We start from the raw sequence: 21,127 nt of genomic DNA on the forward strand, positions 1-21,127 counted from the left end.
TCAACCCGCCGGGCCGCCGCGCGAGGCGGCGATCAGGCTGGCGATGCGCAGGACACCCTCGCTGGCCGGGCGGTCGGTCCGGTGCAGGGTCAGCGTCCAGCCGGCATGGCGGCAGGCCTCGCGGATGGCGTCGCGATGGGCCTGCAGCCGCTCACGGTAATCCTCACCCCATTTACCGGCATCGCCGACCCGCAGCGTCAGACCATCCTCCAGGTCGAACAATTCGGCCTGGCCGGTGAAGGGGAAGGTCTCCTCGATTGGGTCGGCGATCAGCAGGATATGGCCTCTCGCGCCGCTGCTCGCCAGCGTGGCGATCCGCTTGGCGAGCGCTGCGGCCGGCGTCAGGCCATCGGTGATCAGGATCGCGTCGGCGAGACGCGGCAGCGGCTCTTCCGGCGGCAGGTCGGCCTCGCCATTGCGGCGGTCGGCAACGATCGCCTGCGCCAGCAATTCGACGATGCGGCGCGAGGCCATCGGCCGGGTCAGGCCGAGATGGCCGACGCGCTCGCCGGCCTCGACCAGCGCTTCTGCCAGCGCGAAGCCGGCGATCAAAGCGCGATCGACCTTGCTCGCCAAAGCGAGGGAGGAGGAAAAGCCCATCGAGGGCGAACGATCGATCCAGAGCCAGATCGCGTGCGAGGCTTCCCATTCGCGCTCTCTGACGAAGAGATGGCCGTCGCGAGCCGAGCGGCGCCAGTCGATGCGCGAGGCGGCCTCGCCCGTGACCAGCGGCCGGTACTGCCAGAAGGTCTCGCCGGGGCCGGAACGCCGGCGGCCATGGATGCCGTGCACGCTGGCCGAGACCCGCCGCGCCTCCAGCACCAGCCGGGGCAGGCGGGTGGCGAGATCGAGCGACGCCTTGAGGACCGGCTGGCCCGGCTGGCGCTCGGATTGGCCGAGGACGCGGGTGCGCAGCATCAGAATGCCCTCAACCCAGACGCTCCACCAGCTTGGCGACGACAGCTTCGACGGTCTCGCCATCGGCGCGGGCGGCGAAGGTCAAGGCGATACGGTGCTTCAGCACGGGGGCGGCGAGCGCGGCGACGTCATCGATCGAGGGCGCGAGCCGGCCCTCGACCAGGGCGCGGGCGCGGCAAGCGAGCGTCAGTGCCTGGCTGGCGCGCGGGCCGGGGCCCCAGGCGAGCTTGTCGGTGATCGCCTTCTCGCCGTCGCCGGGGCGGGCCGAGCGGACGAGGTCGAGGATCGCGTCGACCACGGCCTCGCCGACCGGCAGGCGGCGCACCAGTCGCTGCGTCGACATCAGTGTCTCGGCGGTCATTGCCTGCACCGGCTTGTGCTCGGCGGCGCCGGTGGTCTCCAGCAGGATGCGGCGCTCGGCCTCGCGATCGGGATAGCCGACGTCGATCTCCAGGAGGAAGCGATCGAGCTGGGCTTCCGGCAGCGGATAGGTGCCTTCCTGCTCGATCGGGTTCTGGGTGGCGAGCACGTGGAAGGGGGCGGGCAGGTCATGGCGCTCGCCGGCGACGGTGACGTGATGTTCCTGCATCGCCTGCAGCAAGGCCGACTGGGTGCGCGGCGAGGCGCGGTTGATCTCGTCCGCCATCAGCAGCTGGGCGAAGACGGGCCCCTTGATGAAGCGGAAATGGCGCTTGCCGCCCTCGCTCTCGTCGAGCACTTCGGAGCCGAGGATGTCCGATGGCATCAGATCAGGCGTGAACTGGACGCGCCGGGCCGAGAGGCCGAGCACCGTGCCCATCGCCTCGACCAGCTTGGTCTTGGCGAGGCCGGGCACGCCGACGAGCAGGCCATGGCCGCCGGCGAGCAGGGTGATCAGGGAGAGGTCGACCACCTTCTGCTGGCCGAAGATGACCTGGCCGATCTCGGTGCGGGCGGCGCCGATAGCGGCGAGGGCTGCTTCCGCCGCCTCGACGATGCCGGTGTCGAGGTTGATCGGGGCGTTGGCATCACGGGCTTGCGCCACCATGTCGATCTCCTTCAGCCTCGCCGTCGCGCGGCCATCATGTCCGATTCCAAACTGTGACCCTCGTGGGAAGCATGCTCAAGGGGCAGAGAGCGGCGGTGCACAACAGTCCGCTTCACGATTATGTAGAGTTCAAGGCGAGAGAGCGATGCAACCGGCATGCCGATGACGAATGCGCGAGGTGAGGGGACGAACGAGGCCGCAGGCGCGATGAACCGCCTGCTGAGCGCGCTCGGCGCCGGTCCTGCCCGCGGGCTGCCGCCGGTGGAGCGCTGGAATCCGCCCTTCTGCGGCGATCTCGACATGCGCATCGCTGCGGACGGTACCTGGTTTTATTTGGGCACGCCGATCGGCCGGCCGGCGCTGGTCAAGCTGTTCTCCTCGGTGCTGAAGCGCGAAGCGGACGATTACTTTCTCGTGACCCCGGTCGAGAAGGTCGGGATCAAGGTCGAGGATGCGCCGCTCCAGGCCGTCGAGATGGCAGTGGAAGGCGAGGGCGATCGGCGCAGCATCGCCTTCCGGACCCGCACGGACGACCTCGTGAACGTGGGGCCTGACAATATCTTGCGCTTCGAGAGGGCTGCGAACGAGGGCGTGAAGCCCTATGTGCATGTCCGGCGCGGGCTCTGGGCCCGGCTCACGCGGGCGCTGACCTATGATCTGCTGGCGCTTGGCGAGGTCAGCGAGATCGACGGGCAGGCGCAGTTCGGCATCGCGGCCGGCGGCGTGTTCCACGTGGTCGCGCCGGCCAGCGAGATCGAGGGACTCTGATGCAGCATCTTGCCAAGCGGCTTGCCGACACGGCGTTCGGGAATCGCGACGATCTCGAAGCGCTGCTGCTGCGCGCGCTGAGGCCCGAGCCGCCGGCCCATGGCGACCTGATCGCGCGGCCGCGCGGCGATCACGATCTCCAGTCTGAGCCGATCGACATGCCCGATGAAGCCAGCGCGATCGAGGCGGCCGTGCTGATCCCGATCGTGCTGCATCCGGGCGAGCCGACCGTGCTCCTGACGCAGCGCGCCGCGGCGTTGCGCAAGCACTCGGCGCAAATCGCCTTCCCGGGCGGGCGCATCGACGCGACCGACGGTTCGCCTTTGGTCGCGGCGCTGCGCGAGGCGGAGGAAGAAGTGGGCCTGTCCCCCGGCAAGGTCAGGACGGTCGGCTATCTCGACGCTTATCTCACCGGTACCGGTTATCGCGTCACGCCGGTGGTCGGGCTGGTCGAGCCGCCGCTGGCGCTTACGATCAACCCGCACGAGGTCGACGAGGCCTTCGAGACGCCGCTCGCCTTCCTGCTCGATCCGGCCAATCACCAGCGCCACGGCCGGGAATTTCGTGGGCGTTATCGCACCTACTATGCGATGCCGCATGGCGATCGCTATATCTGGGGAGCGACGGCCGGCATGATCCGCAATCTCTACGAGCGGCTGGCTGGACGCTGAGACTGGACGGATTGGACAGGCACGATGCTGCGCTCGCTGATCGAGGAGTTCCTGCTCTTCGTCCTGCCCTTCTGCCTGTTCGCGGGCTATCTCGTGGTCCGGCGGCGCAATCCGTTCGATGTCGAGCACTGGAGCCGCCATCTGTTCTGGCTGTCTGTGGTCGGGCTCATGCTCGGCATCGGCTCCTTCATCTATGCCGGCTTCGTCGCGCCGCGGCATACCGGGCCGTTCGTGCCGCCGCATGTCGAGAACGGCAAACTGGTCCCCGGCGAGTTCGACGACCGGCCGAAGCGATGACGGGCGTCGAGCGGGAACGGCTTTCCGGGTTGCTCGCGGCTGCCGATGTCGTCGCGTTACTCGCTGCGCTGAACCGGGACGGGGAGGAGGCGCGTATCGTCGGCGGCGCTGTGCGCAATGCGTTGCTCGGCGAGCCGGTCGCCGATATCGACGTCGCCACGACCTGCCTGCCCGACGAGACGATGCGTCGGGCGCGAGCCGCCGGCTTCAAGGCGGTGCCGACCGGCGTCGAGCATGGCACCGTCACGGTCGTGATCGAGGGGACGCCCTTCGAGGTCACGACACTACGGCGCGATGTCGAGACTGATGGCCGCCACGCCGTCGTCGCCTTCGGTCGCGACTTCCGCGAGGATGCGCTCAGGCGCGATTTCACGATCAACGCACTCGGACTCGATGCGGCGGGCATGCTGCACGACTACGCCGACGGGTTAGCCGATCTTGCCATGCGCCGGGTCCGTTTCATCGGCGCCGCAGGGGAACGCATCGCCGAGGATTATCTGCGGATCCTACGCTTCTTCCGCTTCCACGCCCGCTACGGCGTCGGCGGGCCTGACCCCACTGCCCTCGATGCGTGCATCGCCGGCCGTGCCGGCCTGGAAGGGTTGTCGCGCGAACGGGTCTGGACGGAACTTCGCAAGTTGCTCGCTGCGCCGCGTGCAGCGGAAACCTTGCAGGCCATGGCAGGGGCAGGGCTGCTGATGCTGGTGATCGGCGGCGTGCCCCGCCTCTCGCGCTTCGCTGCGATCGCCGATGGGTCGGGGGAGGGCGTGTATCCCGCCTTCCGGCTGGCGGCATTGGCGGTCGCGGTCGGCGAGGATGCGCTCAGGCTGCGCGAGCGGCTGCGGCTGTCGAATGCGGAGTTCGAGCGTATTTCCGGTATCGCCACGGCGCTGGAGGCGTTGTCGGGAAGCGGGACGCCACCGGAGATCGCGCGCTTGCGTCGTCTGGCTCATCGCATCGGAACCGACGCGGTGGCGGGCGGGCTGGCGCTCCTGGGGGCGGACGGCAGATCGGCGGACATCCAGGCGCTGATCGCCGAGCTGGCGCGGACGCCGCCGTTCCTGCCGACCGGCAAGGATGTGCTGGCGCTCGGCGTCGGCGCCGGTCCGAAGGTCGGGCAAGTGCTCGAGGCGGCGCGGGAGGCCTGGATCGAGGCCGGCTGTCCGGCCGGGCGGGAGGCGCAGTTGCGGATGCTGGGCGAGGCCGCGGCGGGAGCGAATGGCTGACCCGAAGGTCTTCGAACAGCCCGGCGGTCAGGCGACCTCTTTCATCCCCGCGCGTTTGTAAAGCCGTCTTGCGCCGGTCGGGTTGTCGATCTCGACCTTGAGATCCACGGCATCGGCGCCGCGGGCGGCGAAGGCGAGGAAGGCCTGTCGCAGGAGAGCCTCCCCGAGACCCAGCCGTCGCGCTGAGGGGTGGACCACCAGGTCCTTGATGAAGGCCGAGCTCCAGCACAGGCAGATCGCGACGACGGTGCCCCTGGCGTCCTGGGCGACGAAGACCAATGCTGGATCGAAACCGCTGTCGGCCAGAAGGGCAGCCCGCCAGTCCTCGAACGGAGGGACGCGACCGCCGCCGAGGCTGTAGCCAAGGGTGAGCAACGCGTGAAGCGCCGGCAGGTCGGCGGTCGCGAACGGCGCGAGGCGATATCCCGCAGGCCAGACCGGCGCCGGGACAAGGATCGCCAGCTCGCGCCGCATGCGGACCCAAGGCCTCACGGCCAGCGGACCGTCGGCGGCATCGAGGACAGGATCGAGGCGACGTTGCCGCCGGTCTTCAGGCCGAAGATGGTGCCGCGGTCATAGAGCAGGTTGAACTCGACATAGCGGCCGCGGCGGACCTGCTGCTCATGGCGCTCGGCCTCGCTCCAGGGCGTCGCCAGATTGCCGCGCAGGATGCGCGGATAGATGTCGAGGAAGGCCTCGCCCACCGCCCTGGTGAAGGCGAGATCGGCCTCCTGATCGCCGGTCCAGACATAGTCGTAGAAGATGCCGCCGATGCCGCGCGGCTCGTTGCGGTGCTTCAGGTGGAAATACTCGTCGCACCAGGCCTTGAAACGCCCGTAGTCGGCGACGCCGGCATGGGCTTCGCAAGGCGCTCGCATCGCAGTGTGGAAGGCGAGCGCATCCGGATCGTCCTGGCTGCGCCTGCGGTCGAGCACCGGGGTCAGGTCGGCGCCACCGCCGAACCAGGGCTTGGTCGTGACGACGAAGCGGGTGTTCATGTGCACGGTCGGCGCATGCGGGTTCCAGGGATGGGCGATCAGCGAGATGCCGGTGGCGTGGAAGCGCGGATCCTCGGCCGCGCCCGGAATCTGGGCGGCGAATTCCGGGGCGAAGCTGCCATGCACGGTCGAGACGTGGACGCCGACCTTTTCGAAGACGCGGCCCGACATCAGCGCCATCACGCCGCCGCCGCCCGGCGCGCCGTCGTGGTTGCTGCGTTGCCAGGGCGTGCGGACGAAGCGGCCGGGCTTGTCGGTCTCAGGGGGGAAGGGGCCGGCGGCCTCATCCTCGACCTGCTCGAAGGTGGCGCAGATGCGGTCGCGCAGGCTCTCGAACCAGGCGCTGGCGCGTGGCTTCAGGGCTTCGACGACAGCGGGATCGACGGCTGCGGGTTGCGTGGCTTGTTCGGTCATGTGTGGTCTCTTCGTCAGGCGTCGGCCGGCGCGGGATAGGCACGCAGCTGACGCAGCGCCTCGCCCACTACCATCGCCGCGGCCATGGCGACATTGAGCGAGCGCAAATCGCGGCGCATCGGGATGTGCACGGTTTCCTCTGCCGCAGCATAGACCTCCGGCGGCACGCCTGCGCTTTCGCGCCCGACCATGACGATGTCGCCGGGCCGGAAGGCGAAGTCGGTATGGGCGCAGGCGCCGTCGGTCTCTGCCAGAACGAGGCGATGGCCGACGCCGCGCCGCCAGGCCTCGAAGGTGCGGAAGGAATCATGGCGCGTCACCGCCGCCCGCTCGATATAGTCCATGCCGGAACGGCGGAAATTGCGATCGGAGACGTCGAAGGCGGCCGGCTCGACGATGTCGACGGCGATGCCGAGGCAGGCGGCCAGACGGATCATGGTGCCAGCGTTCTGCGGGATGTCGGGCTGGTAGAGGGCGAGGCGCAGCATGGCGAGCGTCATGCTGCCCGCGCAAGGCACACGTCAAGCGGTAGCTCGGCCATGCTCTGGCCTTCATTTGGCAGTGGACCCATATAACGAAGCGTCGTTATCGCCAGCTGCCCGAGGAGGGCCTCCTCAAGTCCATGTTCGCCCCGCTCTTCCGTTTCCTTGAAAGCCGCATCGACGTGTTCGCGCCCTTCGACGAGCGGCAGACGCCGCCGACCGGCGTGTTCCGCTTCATGTGGCACCACATCAAGGGCGTGAAGGGCTGGATGGCCCTGATCATGCTGACCGGCCTCGGCTTCTCCGGCATCGAGGCGGCGATGTACCTGATGGTCGGCTGGTTCGTCGACCTTTTGACCAAGAACTCGCCGGAACAGGTCTTCAGCGAGCATGGCTGGCTGCTGATCGGCGCGGCGCTCGTGGTGACCGTGGCACGGCCGCTGATCTATTTCGCCAACCACGCCATCGTCGACCAGGTGGTGGTGCCGCAGATCACCAACCAGATCCGCTGGCGCAACCATGTCTACACGCTCGGCCACGCGCTCTCCTATTTCCAGAATGATTTCGCCGGCCGGCTCTCGTCGCGGGTGATCCAGGCCGGGCAGGCGATCCGCGGCGCGACGATCGAGGTCATCGACGACCTCTGGTACGCGCTGATCTTCGCCTCGGTCGCGATCGGCTTCTTCGGCTCGACCAGCCTCTGGCTCGCTCTGCCGGTGATCGTCTGGCTGGCGGCCTATGTCGCGCTGCTGATCTATTTTGTGCCGCGGGCCAAGAAGCGCTCGGAGGCGAATTCGCTTGGCCGCTCGAGCACGACCGGGCGCATCGTCGATTCCTACACGAACATCCTGACGGTGAAGCTCTTCGCCCGTGCCGATGCCGAGCGCTCGGCCGTGCGCGACTCGTTGACGCGCTGGAACGCTTCCTTCCTCAACCTGTCGCGGCTGATCACCGGCGTCAGCGTCATCCTGCAGACGATGAACAGCCTGCTGGTCGTGGCGACGGCCTGGCTCTGCCTGCATCTGTGGAGCCAAAGCGAGATGACGCCGGGCGCGGTCGCGGCCTCGATCGGCCTGGTGCTGCGCCTGGTCCAGATGTCGGGCTGGCTGATCCATCTGGTGCGCGGCATTTTCGAGAATATCGGCTCGGTGCAGGAAAGCATGGAGACGATCGCCAAGCCGCACGACCTGCCGGACGCAGCCGACGCGGTGCCGCTCCAGGTGGCGCAGGGCGGGGTGCGCTTCGAGCATGTTCGCTTCAATTACGGCAAGCCGCTGGGGCTGTTCGAGAATCTCGACCTCGAGATCAGGCCTGGCGAAAAAATCGGGCTGGTTGGCCCGTCCGGGGCGGGCAAGTCGACGCTGGTCAACTTGCTGCTGCGGCTCTATCCGCTCGATTCGGGCCGCATCCTGGTCGACGGGCAGGACATCGCCCATGTCACGCAGGAATCGCTGCGCAGCCAGATCGGCATGGTGACGCAGGACAATTCGCTGCTGCACCGCTCGATCGGCGACAACATCGCCTATGGCCGGACCGGCGCGACGCAGGACGAGATCGCGGCGGCGGCCAAGCGGGCGGCGGCACACGACTTCGTCCTTGGCCTTTCCGACCAGGACGGGCGCCAGGGTTTCGATTCGCGCGTCGGCGAGCGCGGCGTGAAGCTCTCCGGTGGCCAGCGCCAGCGCATCGCGATCGCCCGCGTGCTGCTCAAGGACGCGCCGATCCTGATCCTGGACGAGGCGACCTCTGCGCTCGATTCGGAGGTCGAGGCCGAAATCCAGGCGCAGCTTTCCACATTGATGGAAGGAAAGACTGTGATCGCGATCGCGCATCGGCTTTCGACCATCGCCGCGCTCGACCGGCTGATCGTGCTCGACAAGGGCCGGATCGTCGACATGGGCAGCCATGACGAGCTGGTGCGGCGCGGCGGGCTCTATGCCCGCCTATGGGCCCGGCAGTCCGGCGGCTTCCTCGCATTGGCCGACAGCGAGCGGATTCCGGCCTGAGCCAACTGCACGGCGGCATTGCTGCGATGCAGTGGGCTGCGGCACGCGCGACAGTAGACTTCGTCAAAACTGCATGCCAAAGAGCGCGGCAGGCGACGCGCCGCCGCAAGGCGGCTGTGCGCCCGCGCCCCTGTGGGGCGCTTGATTTGTTTCAGCCGGCCAGGCCGGCCGCCGAGCAGGGAACTGGATCGTGGCGCAAGCGACCGATACGACTGGCACCGAACCCACCCGCCGCGACTTCCTGATGCTGACGACCGGCGCTTTCGCTGCCGTCGGCACCGCTGCCGTCGTCGTGCCCCTGCTCGGGCAGCTGGCTCCCGACGCGCAGGTCGTCGCTGCCGGCGCTCCGATCGATCTCGACCTCGCCCCGATCGCGGAAGGCCAGGCGATCAAGCTGTTCTGGCGCGGCAAGCTGATCTTCGTGCGCAACCGCACCAAGAAGGAGATCGACGAGGCCAAGGCCGTCGATGTCGCGACGCTGCGCGATCCGCAGACCGACGAGCAGCGCACCAAGGCGGGCCACGAGCGCTATCTCATCGTCTATGGCAACTGCACCCATCTCGGCTGCGTGCCGCTGGGCACCGCCTCCGGCGAGCCCAAGGGCGAGTTCGACGGCTGGTTCTGCCCCTGCCACGGCTCGCACTACGATTCCTCCGGCCGCATCCGCAAGGGTCCCGCGCCGCTGAACCTGCCGGTGCCGCCCTACGCGTTCACCGCGGATACCAAGATCAAGATCGGCTGAGCCTCCTGAAGGCGAGGACGGCATCGAGCGGATTTGAGAGAGCTTGAGGCGAGCATGAGCGGTCACAGCACCTACCAACCGAAGACCGGGATCGAGCGCTGGCTCGATGCGCGGCTGCCGATCGTGCGGCTGATGCACGATTCCGCGGTTTCCTATCCGGTGCCGCGCAACCTCAACCTGCTGTGGACCTTCGGCGGCATCCTCGCTTTCATGCTGGTGGCGCAGATCATCACCGGTGTGATCCTGGCGATGCACTACACGCCGAACGCGACCATGGCGTTCAACTCCGTCGAGCACATCATGCGCGACGTGAACTTCGGCTGGCTGCTGCGCTACCTGCACTCCAACGGCGCCTCGATGTTCTTCGTGGCGGTCTACATCCACATCTTCCGCGGCCTGTACTACGGCTCGTACAAGGCGCCGCGCGAGGTGCTCTGGATCCTCGGCGTCATCATCTTCCTCTTGATGATGGCCACGGCCTTCATGGGCTACGTGCTGCCCTGGGGCCAGATGTCCTTCTGGGGCGCGACCGTCATCACCAACCTGTTCTCGGCGCTGCCGGTGATCGGCGAGACGATCGTAACCTTCCTGTGGGGCGGCTACTCGGTCGACAACCCGACGCTGAACCGCTTCTTCTCACTGCACTTCCTGCTGCCGTTCATGATCGCCGGCGTCGTCGGGCTGCACATCTGGGCGCTGCACCATGTCGGCCAGAACAACCCGACCGGCGTCGAGGTCAAGGACGTCAAGAAGGACACCGTTCCCTTCACGCCCTACGCGACCATCAAGGACCTGTTCGGCATGGTCTGCTTCATGTTGGTCTTCGCCTGGTTCGTCTTCTACCAGCCGAACTTCATGGGCCACGCCGACAACTACATCCCGGCCAACCCGGCTTCGACGCCTGCCCACATCGTGCCGGAATGGTACTTCCTGCCGTTCTACGCGATCCTGCGCGCCATTCCCGACAAGCTCGGCGGCGTGCTCGCCATGGGCGGCGCGATCGTGATCCTCGCCTTCCTGCCCTGGATCGACACCTCCAAGGTCAAGTCGATGACCTACCGGCCGATCGCGCGCCAGTTCTTCTGGATGTTCGTGCTGGTCTGCATCGGCCTCGGCTATCTCGGCGCCATGCCGGCCGACGAGCCCTATGTCACGATCTCGCGCATCCTGACGGTGCTGTATTTCGGCTTCTTCGTGGCGCTGGCGCTGATCGGCATCTTCGAACGGCCGGCCCCGCTGCCGACCTCCATCGCCGACTCGGTGCTCGGCGGTTCGGGCGCACGCCTCGGCCACGCCACCGCCTCGGCACCGCAGGCCAAGGGCTGAACGAGACCATGAGCAAGATGTCCCTCCGCCTGTCGCTCGCCGGTCTCGTCACTGGCCTTGCCATCGCCGTCGCCTCGCCGGTCCTGGCCGCCGAAGGCGGCCCGAAGCCGGCGGCGCAGCACTGGTCGTTCTCGGGCCCGTTCGGCAAGTTCGACCAGGCGCAGCTGCAGCGCGGCTTCAAGGTCGCCAAGGAAGTCTGCGCCAACTGCCATGCGATGAGCCTGATCCGGTTCCGCAACCTGGCGCAGCCGGGCGGCCCGGGCTTCACCCCGTCGCAGGTCGCGGCGCTTGCCGCGAGCTATACGAACATCAAGGATGGCCCGAACGACACGGGCGAGATGTTCGAGCGTCCCGGCCGTGCGGCCGACGCTTTCCCGGCGCCGTTCGCGAACGAGCAGGCGGCCCGCGCCGCCAATGGCGGCGCCTATCCGCCGCCGATCGACATGCTCGCCAAGGCGCGCACCTATACGCGCGGCTTCCCCACCTTCATCTTCGACATCTTCACCCAGTATCAGGAGCAGGGGCCGGACTACATCGTCGCGCTCCTGACCGGCTATGCCGAGCCGCCGGCCGATGTGAAGCTGCTGCCGGGGCAGAACTACAACAACTACATGCCCGGCCACCTGATCGCGATGCCGAAGCCGCTGAGCGACGGCCAGGTCGAATATCCGAAGGGCGCGGACGGCAAGTCACCGGTGCCGGAGACGGTCGAGCAGTACTCCAAGGACGTCGCCGCCTTCATGGTCTGGATGGCGGAGCCGCATCTCGAGGCGCGCAAGCGCATGGGCTTCCAGGTGATGATCTTCCTCGCGCTCTTCGCCGGCCTGCTCTACTTCACCAAGAAGAAGATCTGGTCGCGCCTGCCCGACCACGCCTCGGCGCACTGAGCGAGATCTGAGTTGGAAAGGGCCCCGGTGACGGGGCCCTTTTCGTTTGTGGGCTGCATTCGATCGCGTGCCGCCGTGTTACGGCTGTCACGAATCTCGATCCTTATCCGGCAATCATCGGAGACCCGACATGGCTGAAGCGGTTCTGGGCATCATCGGCGGCTCCGGCATCTACGACCTGCCGGGCCTGACCGATCTGCGCGAGGAGCGGATCGAGAGCCCATGGGGCGAGCCGTCCGACGTGCTCAGGATCGGGCGGATGGGAGAGACGAAGATCGTCTTCCTGCCGCGCCATGGCCGCGGCCATGCGATCCCTCCTTCGGAGATCAACTACCGCGCCAACATCGACGTGCTGAAGCGGGCAGGGGTGACCGACCTCGTCTCGCTCTCGGCCTGCGGCTCCTACAAGGCCGAGCTCTATCCCGGCCTGTTCGTGCTGGTCGACCAGTTCGTCGATCGCACGGCCGGCCGCGCCAGCTCCTTCTTCGGCAAGGGCTGCGTCGCGCATGTCTCCGTGGCGCATCCGGTCGGCCCGGCCTTGCAGGAGCGGATTGTCGCTGCGGCGACGGCGGAGGATCTGCCTTTCGTCCGGGGCGGCACGCTCGTCACCATGGAAGGCCCGCAATTCTCGACGCTGGCGGAATCGCTGACCTACAAGGGCCTCGGCTACGACCTGATCGGCATGACGGCGATGCCGGAAGCCAAGCTCGCCCGCGAGGCCGAGATCACCTACGCCACCGTCGCGATGGTGACCGACTATGATTGCTGGCACGAGGAGCATGGCGCGGTCGATGTCGCCTCCGTGATCGCGGTGCTGCACGCCAATGCCGACAAGGCGCGCCGGCTGGTGGCGCGGCTCGCCGCCGATTTCCCGCGCGAGCGCGAGGCCTGCCCGGCCGGCTCGCACAACGCGTTGGACTTCGCCATCGTCACGGCGCCGGAGCATCGCGATCTCAAGCTCGTGGCCAAGCTCGATGCGGTGGCCGGGCGCGTGCTGAAGGCGCAGGGCTGACGCTGCGCCGGCTTTCCCGGACCGGCCACCTCGGGTTAAGAGGGGCCGCCCCAGCCGATGGATTTTGTCATGGACCGCAGCGCGCTCGCCGATCTGAAGAATGCGATCCGGACGATCCCCGACTATCCGGCGCCGGGAATCCAGTTCCGCGACATCACCACGCTGCTCGGCGATGCCCGCGCCTTCCGCCGGGCAGTCGACGAGCTGGTGCAGCCCTTCGCCGGCCTGAAGATCGCCAAGATCGCGGGGATCGAGGCCCGCGGCTTCATCCTTGGCGGCGCCGTGGCGCATCAGCTCTCGGCCGGCTTCGTGCCTGTGCGCAAGAAGGGCAAGCTGCCGCATGAGACGGTCGGCATGCCCTATTCGCTCGAATATGGCGCTGACGAGATCGAGGTGCACAAGGATGCGCTCTCGCGCGGCGAGCGGGTGCTGCTGGTCGACGACCTCGTCGCCACCGGCGGTACGGCCGAGGCGGCGGTGAAGCTGCTCTCCTCGCTCGGGGCGGAAGTGGTCGCCGCCTGCTTCATCATCGACCTGCCGGATCTCGGCGGCGCCGACAAGATCAGGCGGCTCGGCGTGCCGGTGCGCACGCTAGTCTCCTTCGCGGGGCATTGAGGCCATGAAGATCCAAGGGCGGCATTACCGCACCATCTGGCTCGACCAGGACGGCTGGGGCGTTGTTGTCATCGACCAGACGCGGCTGCCCTTCCATTTCGAGGTGGTGAGGCTGGCGACCGCCGACGAGGCGGCGCATGCGATCCGCCACATGACGGTACGCGGCGCCCCCCTCATCGGCGCGACTGCGGCCTATGGTGTCGCGCTCGCGCTGCGGGTCGATGCCTCCGATGCTGCGCTCGAACAGGCGCTTGCGCTGCTGGGCGCGACCCGGCCGACGGCGGTCAACCTGCACTGGGCGCTGGCGCGGATGCGTCGGCGCCTGGTCGACCTGCCGCAGGCCGAGCGGGTTGCTGCGGCCTATGCCGAGGCGGGAGCGATCTGCGACGAGGATGTCGCGCTCTGCCATGCCATCGGCGAGCATGGCCTTGGCGTCGTCCGCGAGATCGCGGCGAAGAAGCCCACGGGTGAGCCGGTCAACATCCTCACTCATTGCAATGCCGGCTGGCTCGCCACCGTCGACTGGGGCACCGCGCTGGCGCCGATCTATCTGGCTCACGATGCCGGCATTCCCGTCCATGTCTGGGTCGACGAGACGCGGCCGCGCAATCAGGGCGCGGCGCTGACAGCCTATGAACTCGGCAGCCATGGGGTGCCGCATGCGGTGATCGTCGACAATGCCGGCGGCCATCTGATGCAGCATGGAAAGATCGACATGGTGATCGTCGGCACCGACCGGACGACCGCGACCGGCGACGTCGCCAACAAGATCGGCACCTATCTCAAGGCGCTGGCGGCGAAGGACAATGGCGTGCCGTTCTATGTGGCGCTGCCCTCGCCGACGATCGACTGGACGCTGCAGGACGGGCTGAAGGAGATCCCGATCGAGGAGCGCAGCCAGCGCGAGGTCACGCATCTGTTCGGCCAAAGCGAAGATGGCCGCACCGGCTTCTTCCAGGTCGCGGCGCCGGGCAGCGCGGCCTGCAACCCGGCTTTCGACGTGACGCCGGCGCGGCTCGTCACCGGCTTGATCACCGAGCGTGGCATTGCGCCGGCGAGCCTTGAGGGCCTGCGCCGGCTCTTTCCAGATATTGCACAGGGACAGGCGGCATGACCGAAGCGGCGTTGCGGCAGGAGATCGTCGAGGTCGCGCAGGCGATCGACCGCGCCGGCTTCTGCCCGTCGAAATCGGGCAATGTCTCCGCGCGCTTCGATGATGGGCTGCTGATCACGCCATCCGGCCTGCCTTATGCGAAGACGAGGCCGCAGGACCTGATCCATCTCGCGCTCGACGGGACGGTCCTCGACGGCAGCCGCAAGCCCTCGTCCGAATGGCCGTTCCATGTCGCGATCTACAAGGCGCGACCGGATGCGCAGGCGATCGTCCACACCCATTCGCCGCGCGCCACGGCGCTGTCCTGTGCGCGACGCAGCATTCCGGCCTTCCACTACATGATCGCGCTCTGCGGCGGCTCCGATGTCCGCTGCGCCGACTACGCCACCTTCGGCTCGCCGGAGCTGGCGGAGAATGCGGTCAGGGCGCTGGAGGGACGCAAGGCGGTGCTGCTCGCCAATCACGGCGTGATCGCGCTGGGCGCGAGCCTGGCGGGGGCGCAAACCATCGTCGCCGAGGTCGAGAACCTCGCCGCGCAGTATCTCGACCTGCTCGCCTCGGGGCTCGAGCCGGTCATCCTCGATGCGGCCGAGATGGTGCGCGTCTCAGCGAAGTTCGCAGGTTACGGCAAGGTCGGTTGATCTTAGGGGCCGATCTCACCGGTTGTTAACGGCTCTCCTCTATAGGGGGCCGGATGAAGCTCTCGCGCTATCTGCTCGACTCGCTTGACGCCCTCGGTATCGGCGTTTGCGAATACGATGAGCAGATGCGGGCGCTGTGCTGGAACCAGACCTTCCTGCAGATATTCCCCGAGGACGTGGGCGAGATCTATGTCGGCGAGCCCTATGCCGACAATCTCCAGCGCTTCTATCGGCTTCGGCTCTCGCCTGAGGAGATGCCGGAGATCGCGCGGCACGTCGCCGAAGGCGTGACGCGCCACGAGAACCAGACGCAGCCCTTCGAATTCATCCACAACGGCCGCAAGCTGCGCGCCTCCTCGCTGCGGGCTCCGGATGGCGGCCGCGTGCGGCTCTGGCAGACGCTCGATGTCGAGACCCCTTCCGAGGCGGCCCCCGAATTGGTGTTGCCGGTCATGGACGCGCTGCGCTTCATCCCCGACGGCGCCACGATCCTCGATGCGAAGCAGCGGGTGATCGCCGCCAACAACGCCTTCCGGCGGCTTTACGACCTGCCCAGCGGCACCCCTGTGGTCGGCCGTACGCTGGACGAGATCATCGCCTGGTGCTGGCGCGGCGCCTCGCCCATGGGCGCCTGGCGCGCGGCGATCAGCAACGGCCTGCGTTATGACGGCGTGCCCTTCGAGATCGAATTGCCGGGCCAGCGCTGGCTCCGGCTGATCGCGCGACATAGCAAGGGTGGCGTCAGCTTCTTCACCCATGCCGACATCACTGTCGCCAAGCGCCAGCAGATGGAGCTGCTGGAAGCGCAGGAGGCGCTGCGGCGGGCCAATGCGGCGCTGGCGGAGCTGGCGGAAACCGACGGCCTGACCGGCCTCGCCAATCGCCGCCGTTTCGTCACCCGCCTCGCCGATGCCGCCGCCCGGCCGGAGCCGCTGGCGCTGATGATGATCGACGTCGACCACTTCAAGACGATCAACGACCGCTTCGGCCATCTCGTCGGCGATGCCTGCCTCAAGGCCATCGCTGAAGTCATCGCGGCCCAGGTCACCCAGGCTTCGGCGCTGGTCGCCCGGATCGGCGGCGAGGAATTCGGCGTCCTGCTCGGCGACACGTCGATCGAGGCTGCGAAGGAGGTGGCGACGACCATCCGCCGGGCTTTGCGGCGCGTGCCCTGGCGCCTGCTTCATGACGAATTGACCGGCGTGACCGTCTCGATCGGCCTGTGCGCCGGGAAGGGGCCGCTGGACGGCACCAGCCTCCATGCCAATGCCGACGAGGCGCTCTACGCCGCCAAGCGCAACGGCCGCGACCGCATCGAGCTGGCGAGCCCGCCGGCGGCAGCGGTTTCCCGGCGCATTGCCGGATAGAGCGGCGCAATCCAAGCTGCGCGATCCATGGGATCCTGGAGCCGCATATGATCCTGGTCACGGGAGCCACCGGCCATGTGGGCGGCGCGGTCGTCGGCAGACTCCTGTCGCTCGGCCACGATGTGGTCGCGATGGTCCGGGACCCTCGAACTGCTGCCGAACGCCTGCCGCCGGGGCTCACGCTGCGCGTTGCCGACTACGAAGATGCCTCCGCCCTGAGGGGCGCTTTCGCGGGTATCGATGAGGTTGTCCTGATATCGAGCGACGGCGACGCGAACGCGGTGATGCGCCATCACGCCAACGCCATCGAGGCGGCCGCTGCAGCGGGCGCAAGGCATATCGTTTTCACCAGCATCGTCGATGTCGACGATCGGTCGCCGTTCTACTTCGCGCCTGTCTATCGCGATGCGGAGCGCCGCCTTGCAGCTTGCGGCGTGCCCACGACCATCCTCCGATGCAGCCTGTATTGCGAGTTCATTCTCGATCACTGGCTTTCTTCCAGTCGGGCGCCGGGGGAGCTGGCGCTGCCCGCAGAGGACGGCCGGGTCGCACCAATCTCACGAGATGACGTAGCGGCCGCTGTGGCGGCGGTCGCGGCCGATCCCGACAAGACCGCCAGCATCCATGCGCTCACCGGAAATCCAGCGCTGGGCTTCGGCGAGATGGCCGCCGCTTATGGCGCAACGGTCGCCGGGCCGGTCAGCTATCGTCCCTGCTCCCTCGACGAATACCGGGCCTTGGCATCGGCGCAACTCGACGATCCCTGGCCTTGCGCCTTCTCCACCTTGTGCGCGTCGATCGCCGAGGGCCGCTACAGCGGGGTCTCCGACGACTTTTCCGTCCTTACGGGCCGCGCGCCGGAGAGTTTCCGCGATTTCCTTCATCGCGCGGCATCTGCTGCGAAGGCCTGATCTGCCGGGACCGCTGTGGCAGCCGCGCGCCGGCCTCAGGCCGGCTTGCGTTCGATGAAGACGCAGCCATCGAAACTCAGCACCGTCTCGCCCTTCTGGTTGACGCCGGTGTTGTGGTGGAAGAACAGGCCCCAGTCCGGCCGCGAGAAGCTCGGGCGCTTGTCGGCGACGGCCGAGTGATAGGTGATGCGGTCGCCGGCATAGACCGGTTTCAGCCAGCGCAGGTTCTTGAAGCCGGGCGAGGGGCCGAGCCTTGGGGCCGCGGCCGGCGCGAGCATGGCCTCCTGCCGGCGGCGGTGGCTGACCATAGCCGCCATCCAGCCCGCCGCCGTGTGCCAGCCGGAGGCGCAGAGGCTGCCGAATGAGCTCCTGCGCGCTGCCTCCTCGTCCATGTGGAAGGGCTGCGGATCGAAGGAGCGGGCGAAGGCGACGATCTCCTGCGGCGTGAAGACGAGGCTGCCGAGTTCGTAGCTGTCGCCGATCACGAGCTCGTCGTAATAGCGGGGAGGGGCGGTCGGCTGCGTGGGCGGCTCGACCGCGGTGGTCAGCTGCGGTGCCTGATAGCTGGCGGGATGTGCCAGCCAGTCGCCGGGGACGGCCTCGAAACCCGAACCGCGGCGGCCGAACATCACCCAGTTGGTCTGCTCGACCACCGGCTCGCCGCGCTGGTTGATGAGCTCGAAGCGGAACTTCACCAGCCCCATCTCCGGTCGCGAGCGCGATTCCTTGGTCTCGGCGATCGTCCAGCGCAGGCGCAGCGTGTCGCCGGGCTTGACCGGGCGCAGCCACTTGACCTCCTCGACACCCGGCGAGCCCATCGAGGTGGTGTCGAGGAAGAAGGCCTCGGCGGCGAGCCGCATCAGCAGGGCGCAGCTGTGCCAACCGGAGCCGATCAGCGAGCCGACGAAGCTCGCCTTGGCCTTGTCGGGATCGATGTGGAAGTCCTGCGCGTCGAACCGCCTTGCGAAAGCGAGGATGTCGTCCTGCGAGACGGGAAGCGAGCCGTACTCGTTGACCGAGCCCGGGACGAAGTCCTCGAAGTAGAGCATCGCTAGTCCATCTCGTTGATCAGGCGCGTATCCTGCGCGGGAGACCGCCGGTGATCGAGTGGAAAACGCGCAAACTCCGAATGCTCACCGCACATGACGCCGGAGCGGTTTCCGCTCCGGCGGTGCGAGCTCAATTGGCGAAGCGGAAATGCAGCACGTCGCCATCGGCGACGACGTATTCCTTGCCTTCGAGGCGGAATTTGCCGGCCTCGCGCGCTCCAGCTTCGCCCTTGTTGGCGATGTAATCCGGGTAGGCGATCGTCTCGGCGCGGATATAGCCCTTCTCGAAATCGGTATGGATCACGCCGGCTGCAGCGGGGCCCTTGGTGCCGTTCTCGATCGTCCAGGCGCGGGCCTCCTTCGGGCCCACGGTGAAATAGGTGACGAGGTTGAGCAGGGCGTAGCCGGCGCGGATCACGCGGTTGAGGCCCGGCTCGTCGAGGCCGACGGCTTCGAGATAATCCTTCTGGTCGGCGACCGGCAGCACCGCGATCTCGCTCTCGATCTTGGCGGAGACCACGACGGAGACCGCGCCTTCCTCGGCGGCGCGCGCCTTGACCTGCTCGGAGAAACCGTTGCCCTTGTCGGCGCTGGCTTCCTCGACATTGCAGACATAGAGCACCGGCTTGGAGGAGAGCAGGCCGAGCATCTCGAACGCCTTGCGCTCGTCGGCCGCGACCTGGACGAGGCGGGCCGGCTTGCCCTCGCGCAGCAGCACGAGGCAGCGGTTCATCAGGTCGGCGGCTTCCTTGGCCTCCTTGTCGCCGGACTTGGCCTTCTTCTCCAGCGGCAGGACGCGCTTCTCGAGGCTTTCGAGATCGGCGAGCATCAGCTCGGTCTCGATGATCTCGATATCGTTGACGGGCGAGACCTTGCCCTCGACATGGGTGATGTCGCCATCCTCGAAGCAGCGCACGACATGGGCGATGGCGTCGCATTCACGGATATTGGCGAGGAACTGATTGCCGAGGCCTTCGCCCTTGGAGGCGCCGCGCACGAGCCCAGCGATATCGACGAAGGTCAGCCGGGTCGGGATGATCTCCTTCGAGCCGGCGATTGCAGCGAGCTTTTCCAGCCGCTCATCAGGCACGGCGACGTCGCCGACATTCGGCTCGATGGTGCAGAACGGATAGTTCGCCGCCTGCGCCGCCGCCGTCTGCGTCAGCGCGTTGAAGAGGGTCGACTTGCCGACATTCGGCAGGCCGACGATACCGCATTTGAAGCCCATGCTCGCCCGTCCAGTGCATCGCGGGGCGGCTGCGGCCACCGCGGAAAGATTTCTCGGTTCTCCCGGGCCTTATTGGGGGCAGAGCAGCAAAAGACAAGATGGCGGGTCGCGGCGCGGCTCACGCGAACGTGCATGGCGGCGCCTCTGCCGTGCGCGCACGAGAGGAGCGCTACAGAAACAGATCGGCTGCCGGAGCTGCCCCATGCGCCTTGCCTCGCTCGCCCTGATCGGCCTCGTCACGGTCCTCGCCACGGGCATACAGGCGCAGACGCCGCAGACGCGCATACGCGGCACGGTCGAGCGTCTCGAAGGCCAATCGCTCACGGTTAAGACGCAGGACGGCGCGACGACGGTCGCTCTCGCACCTAATTATTCGGTCGGCGCCGTGGTCAAGGCTGGGATGGCCGATATCAAGAAGGGCAGCTTCATCGGTGTCGGCGCGCGCCCGCAATCCGCCGGCGGGCTGACCGCCGTGCAGGTCTTCATCTTCCCCGAGGCGATGCGCGGTACGGGCGAGGGGCATAAGCCCTGGGCCGTCCTGCCGGATTCGACGATGACCAACGCGACGGTGGCCGAGACGGTCTCGCGTGTCGACGGCGGCAGCGTCACGCTGACCTATCCGGGCGGCGAGCAGACGATCGCGATCACGCCCGAGGCCAACATCATCATGGCCGCGCCGGCGCAGGCTGCCGATCTCGTCGCCGGGGCGCAGGTGGCGCTGACCGCGAGCCGGCAGGCCGATGGCAGCCTGTCGAGCAGCCGGGTGACGATCGCCAGGGCCGGCGCCCAGCTGCCGCTGTGAGAGCCGAGTTCTAATCAGATGCCTTCTCGCCGAGGCGCTTCACCGCGCCATGGCCGCGGGCGTCCATGAAGAGATGGACCTTGTTCTGAAAGCCGGCATCGTCATGGCCGGCGAGCTGCGCGGCATTGTCGGCGCAGGCGATGCAGAGGTCCTCGACCCAAGGCTCCTCGGCCTTGCCGAAATCGTTGAGCACATAGGCGTGGACCAGTGCCTTGTCGCCGGGATGGCCGATGCCCATCCGGACCCGGCGATAGTCGTTTCCGATCGCCGCGGTGGTCGAGCGCAGGCCGTTATGGCCGGCATTGCCGCCGCCGAGCTTCACGCGCAGCTTGGCGGGGGCCAGGTCGAGCTCGTCATGGAAGACGATGACGTCGGCGGGCGCGACCTTGAAGAAGCGCGCGGCTTCGCCGATCGCGCGGCCGGACTCGTTCATATAGGTCTGCGGCAGCAGCAGCAGGGCCTTCTCGCCACCGATCGTCGCCTCGCAGGCGTAAGCTTGGAAACGGGCGCGCCAGGGCGAGGCGTTGCAGGCGCGAGCGATCGCCGCGACCGCCATGAAGCCGATATTGTGGCGGTTGCGGGCATAGCGTTGGCCGGGATTGCCGAGGCCGGCGAAGATCAGCATC

23 protein-coding genes are annotated in these 21,127 nt (G+C 67.7%); 15 read left to right on the forward strand and 8 right to left on the reverse strand.

Annotated features, from left to right (window positions below; all coding sequences use genetic code 11):
• Together AC1DS0_RS06325 and AC1DS0_RS06330 are read right to left on the reverse strand one after the other, a co-directional pair.
• Positions 1-918 (reverse strand): DUF58 domain-containing protein, encoded by a 918-nt coding sequence (locus tag AC1DS0_RS06325; RefSeq protein ID WP_476813516.1) that lies wholly within the window; start codon positions 916-918, stop codon positions 1-3.
• A gap of 10 nt (positions 919-928) precedes the next feature.
• Positions 929-1,945, reverse strand: coding sequence for an AAA family ATPase (locus AC1DS0_RS06330; protein WP_476813517.1), 1,017 nt, complete (start codon positions 1,943-1,945; stop codon positions 929-931).
• A 162-nt stretch (positions 1,946-2,107) separates the two neighbouring features.
• Here AC1DS0_RS06330 and AC1DS0_RS06335 point away from each other — a divergent pair, with 162 nt between their 5' ends.
• From AC1DS0_RS06335 to AC1DS0_RS06350, 4 genes are read left to right on the forward strand one after another with little or no spacing between them, the layout of a single operon-like run.
• A complete protein-coding gene (locus tag AC1DS0_RS06335) occupies positions 2,108-2,713 on the forward strand; it encodes a DUF1285 domain-containing protein (protein ID WP_476813560.1) in 606 nt (201 codons plus the stop codon).
• Positions 2,713-3,384, forward strand: a complete 672-nt coding sequence (locus AC1DS0_RS06340; RefSeq protein ID WP_476813518.1) for a CoA pyrophosphatase — start codon at positions 2,713-2,715, stop codon at positions 3,382-3,384. Before AC1DS0_RS06335 ends, AC1DS0_RS06340 begins: the two co-directional genes overlap by 1 nt.
• A gap of 24 nt (positions 3,385-3,408) precedes the next feature.
• Positions 3,409-3,681, forward strand: coding sequence for a DUF6111 family protein (locus tag AC1DS0_RS06345; RefSeq protein WP_476813519.1), 273 nt, complete (start codon positions 3,409-3,411; stop codon positions 3,679-3,681).
• Complete coding sequence (locus tag AC1DS0_RS06350; RefSeq protein ID WP_476813520.1) at positions 3,678-4,907, forward strand: CCA tRNA nucleotidyltransferase; 1,230 nt, start codon at positions 3,678-3,680, stop codon at positions 4,905-4,907. The genes AC1DS0_RS06345 and AC1DS0_RS06350 overlap by 4 nt, the downstream gene beginning before the upstream one ends.
• 27 nt (positions 4,908-4,934) lie before the next feature.
• Here the strand turns inward: AC1DS0_RS06350 and AC1DS0_RS06355 are convergent, their stop codons facing one another.
• Genes AC1DS0_RS06355 through AC1DS0_RS06365 form a run of 3 tightly spaced genes read right to left on the reverse strand, consistent with a single transcriptional unit; the run spans position 4,935 to position 6,807 of the window.
• Positions 4,935-5,381 (reverse strand): GNAT family N-acetyltransferase, encoded by a 447-nt coding sequence (locus AC1DS0_RS06355; RefSeq protein ID WP_476813521.1) that lies wholly within the window; start codon positions 5,379-5,381, stop codon positions 4,935-4,937.
• Positions 5,382-5,395: 14 nt separating this feature from the next.
• A complete protein-coding gene (gene hemF, locus AC1DS0_RS06360) occupies positions 5,396-6,319 on the reverse strand; it encodes an oxygen-dependent coproporphyrinogen oxidase (RefSeq protein WP_476813522.1) in 924 nt (307 codons plus the stop codon).
• Between the two features lie 14 nt (positions 6,320-6,333).
• A complete protein-coding gene (locus AC1DS0_RS06365; protein WP_476813561.1) occupies positions 6,334-6,807 on the reverse strand; it encodes a tRNA (cytidine(34)-2'-O)-methyltransferase in 474 nt (157 codons plus the stop codon).
• Between the two features lie 134 nt (positions 6,808-6,941).
• Between AC1DS0_RS06365 and AC1DS0_RS06370 the strand changes: the two genes are divergently transcribed.
• The 10 genes from AC1DS0_RS06370 (at position 6,942) to AC1DS0_RS06415 (ending at position 17,422) form a co-directional block, all read left to right on the forward strand.
• Positions 6,942-8,807 (forward strand): ABC transporter ATP-binding protein, encoded by a 1,866-nt coding sequence (locus AC1DS0_RS06370; RefSeq protein ID WP_476813523.1) that lies wholly within the window; start codon positions 6,942-6,944, stop codon positions 8,805-8,807.
• A 190-nt stretch (positions 8,808-8,997) separates the two neighbouring features.
• Positions 8,998-9,549, forward strand: coding sequence for a ubiquinol-cytochrome c reductase iron-sulfur subunit (gene petA, locus AC1DS0_RS06375; protein ID WP_476813524.1), 552 nt, complete (start codon positions 8,998-9,000; stop codon positions 9,547-9,549).
• 54 nt (positions 9,550-9,603) lie between these two features.
• Entirely contained in the window at positions 9,604-10,875 is a 1,272-nt protein-coding gene (locus AC1DS0_RS06380) for a cytochrome b (RefSeq protein WP_152012305.1), read from the forward strand.
• A gap of 8 nt (positions 10,876-10,883) precedes the next feature.
• The gene (locus AC1DS0_RS06385; RefSeq protein WP_476813525.1) at positions 10,884-11,762 is read left to right on the forward strand and encodes a cytochrome c1; all 879 of its coding nucleotides are present in this window, start codon (positions 10,884-10,886) and stop codon (positions 11,760-11,762) included.
• Positions 11,763-11,892: 130 nt separating this feature from the next.
• A complete protein-coding gene (locus tag AC1DS0_RS06390; RefSeq protein WP_476813526.1) occupies positions 11,893-12,774 on the forward strand; it encodes an S-methyl-5'-thioadenosine phosphorylase in 882 nt (293 codons plus the stop codon).
• A gap of 69 nt (positions 12,775-12,843) precedes the next feature.
• Positions 12,844-13,389 (forward strand): adenine phosphoribosyltransferase, encoded by a 546-nt coding sequence (locus tag AC1DS0_RS06395; protein WP_476813527.1) that lies wholly within the window; start codon positions 12,844-12,846, stop codon positions 13,387-13,389.
• A gap of 4 nt (positions 13,390-13,393) precedes the next feature.
• Complete coding sequence (mtnA, locus tag AC1DS0_RS06400; RefSeq protein WP_476813528.1) at positions 13,394-14,503, forward strand: S-methyl-5-thioribose-1-phosphate isomerase; 1,110 nt, start codon at positions 13,394-13,396, stop codon at positions 14,501-14,503.
• Entirely contained in the window at positions 14,500-15,144 is a 645-nt protein-coding gene (locus AC1DS0_RS06405; RefSeq protein WP_476813529.1) for a class II aldolase/adducin family protein, read from the forward strand. The genes mtnA and AC1DS0_RS06405 overlap by 4 nt, the downstream gene beginning before the upstream one ends.
• Before the next feature lie 53 nt (positions 15,145-15,197).
• Positions 15,198-16,511: a GGDEF domain-containing protein gene (locus AC1DS0_RS06410; RefSeq protein ID WP_476813530.1), complete on the forward strand. Its 1,314-nt coding sequence runs from the start codon at positions 15,198-15,200 to the stop codon at positions 16,509-16,511.
• Between the two features lie 47 nt (positions 16,512-16,558).
• Entirely contained in the window at positions 16,559-17,422 is an 864-nt protein-coding gene (locus AC1DS0_RS06415) for an NAD(P)H-binding protein (RefSeq protein ID WP_476813531.1), read from the forward strand.
• A 35-nt stretch (positions 17,423-17,457) separates the two neighbouring features.
• Here AC1DS0_RS06415 and AC1DS0_RS06420 read toward each other — a convergent pair whose 3' ends face one another.
• The gene (locus AC1DS0_RS06420) at positions 17,458-18,471 is read right to left on the reverse strand and encodes a MaoC family dehydratase (RefSeq protein WP_476813532.1); all 1,014 of its coding nucleotides are present in this window, start codon (positions 18,469-18,471) and stop codon (positions 17,458-17,460) included.
• 130 nt (positions 18,472-18,601) lie between these two features.
• Positions 18,602-19,699, reverse strand: a complete 1,098-nt coding sequence (gene ychF, locus AC1DS0_RS06425; protein ID WP_476813533.1) for a redox-regulated ATPase YchF — start codon at positions 19,697-19,699, stop codon at positions 18,602-18,604.
• A 202-nt stretch (positions 19,700-19,901) separates the two neighbouring features.
• Here ychF and AC1DS0_RS06430 point away from each other — a divergent pair, with 202 nt between their 5' ends.
• Positions 19,902-20,501: a hypothetical protein gene (locus AC1DS0_RS06430; RefSeq protein ID WP_476813534.1), complete on the forward strand. Its 600-nt coding sequence runs from the start codon at positions 19,902-19,904 to the stop codon at positions 20,499-20,501.
• Between the two features lie 10 nt (positions 20,502-20,511).
• Here AC1DS0_RS06430 and pth read toward each other — a convergent pair whose 3' ends face one another.
• Positions 20,512-21,126 carry an aminoacyl-tRNA hydrolase gene (gene pth, locus AC1DS0_RS06435; RefSeq protein WP_476813535.1) on the reverse strand — a complete coding sequence of 205 codons (615 nt, stop codon included), beginning with the start codon at positions 21,124-21,126 and terminating at the stop codon, positions 20,512-20,514.
• Position 21,127: the final 1 nt, after the last annotated feature.

Source organism: Allobosea sp. P4_H5 (genome assembly GCF_056400825.1).

Bases quoted from the DNA above. Each gene is read 5' to 3' on its own strand.
- AC1DS0_RS06325 (WP_476813516.1), bottom strand. From the start codon at position 918: ATGCTGCGCACCCGCGTCCTCGGCCAATCCGAGCGCCAGCCGGGCCAG.
- AC1DS0_RS06330 (WP_476813517.1), bottom strand. From the start codon at position 1,945: ATGGTGGCGCAAGCCCGTGATGCCAACGCCCCGATCAACCTCGACACC.
- AC1DS0_RS06335 (WP_476813560.1), top strand. From the start codon at position 2,108: ATGACGAATGCGCGAGGTGAGGGGACGAACGAGGCCGCAGGCGCGATG.
- AC1DS0_RS06340 (WP_476813518.1), top strand. From the start codon at position 2,713: ATGCAGCATCTTGCCAAGCGGCTTGCCGACACGGCGTTCGGGAATCGC.
- AC1DS0_RS06345 (WP_476813519.1), top strand. From the start codon at position 3,409: ATGCTGCGCTCGCTGATCGAGGAGTTCCTGCTCTTCGTCCTGCCCTTC.
- AC1DS0_RS06350 (WP_476813520.1), top strand. From the start codon at position 3,678: ATGACGGGCGTCGAGCGGGAACGGCTTTCCGGGTTGCTCGCGGCTGCC.
- AC1DS0_RS06355 (WP_476813521.1), bottom strand. From the start codon at position 5,381: ATGCGGCGCGAGCTGGCGATCCTTGTCCCGGCGCCGGTCTGGCCTGCG.
- hemF (WP_476813522.1), bottom strand. From the start codon at position 6,319: ATGACCGAACAAGCCACGCAACCCGCAGCCGTCGATCCCGCTGTCGTC.
- AC1DS0_RS06365 (WP_476813561.1), bottom strand. From the start codon at position 6,807: ATGCTGCGCCTCGCCCTCTACCAGCCCGACATCCCGCAGAACGCTGGC.
- AC1DS0_RS06370 (WP_476813523.1), top strand. From the start codon at position 6,942: ATGTTCGCCCCGCTCTTCCGTTTCCTTGAAAGCCGCATCGACGTGTTC.
- AC1DS0_RS06380 (WP_152012305.1), top strand. From the start codon at position 9,604: ATGAGCGGTCACAGCACCTACCAACCGAAGACCGGGATCGAGCGCTGG.
- AC1DS0_RS06385 (WP_476813525.1), top strand. From the start codon at position 10,884: ATGAGCAAGATGTCCCTCCGCCTGTCGCTCGCCGGTCTCGTCACTGGC.
- AC1DS0_RS06390 (WP_476813526.1), top strand. From the start codon at position 11,893: ATGGCTGAAGCGGTTCTGGGCATCATCGGCGGCTCCGGCATCTACGAC.
- AC1DS0_RS06395 (WP_476813527.1), top strand. From the start codon at position 12,844: ATGGACCGCAGCGCGCTCGCCGATCTGAAGAATGCGATCCGGACGATC.
- mtnA (WP_476813528.1), top strand. From the start codon at position 13,394: ATGAAGATCCAAGGGCGGCATTACCGCACCATCTGGCTCGACCAGGAC.
- AC1DS0_RS06405 (WP_476813529.1), top strand. From the start codon at position 14,500: ATGACCGAAGCGGCGTTGCGGCAGGAGATCGTCGAGGTCGCGCAGGCG.
- AC1DS0_RS06410 (WP_476813530.1), top strand. From the start codon at position 15,198: ATGAAGCTCTCGCGCTATCTGCTCGACTCGCTTGACGCCCTCGGTATC.
- AC1DS0_RS06415 (WP_476813531.1), top strand. From the start codon at position 16,559: ATGATCCTGGTCACGGGAGCCACCGGCCATGTGGGCGGCGCGGTCGTC.
- AC1DS0_RS06420 (WP_476813532.1), bottom strand. From the start codon at position 18,471: ATGCTCTACTTCGAGGACTTCGTCCCGGGCTCGGTCAACGAGTACGGC.
- ychF (WP_476813533.1), bottom strand. From the start codon at position 19,699: ATGGGCTTCAAATGCGGTATCGTCGGCCTGCCGAATGTCGGCAAGTCG.
- AC1DS0_RS06430 (WP_476813534.1), top strand. From the start codon at position 19,902: ATGCGCCTTGCCTCGCTCGCCCTGATCGGCCTCGTCACGGTCCTCGCC.
- pth (WP_476813535.1), bottom strand. From the start codon at position 21,126: ATGCTGATCTTCGCCGGCCTCGGCAATCCCGGCCAACGCTATGCCCGC.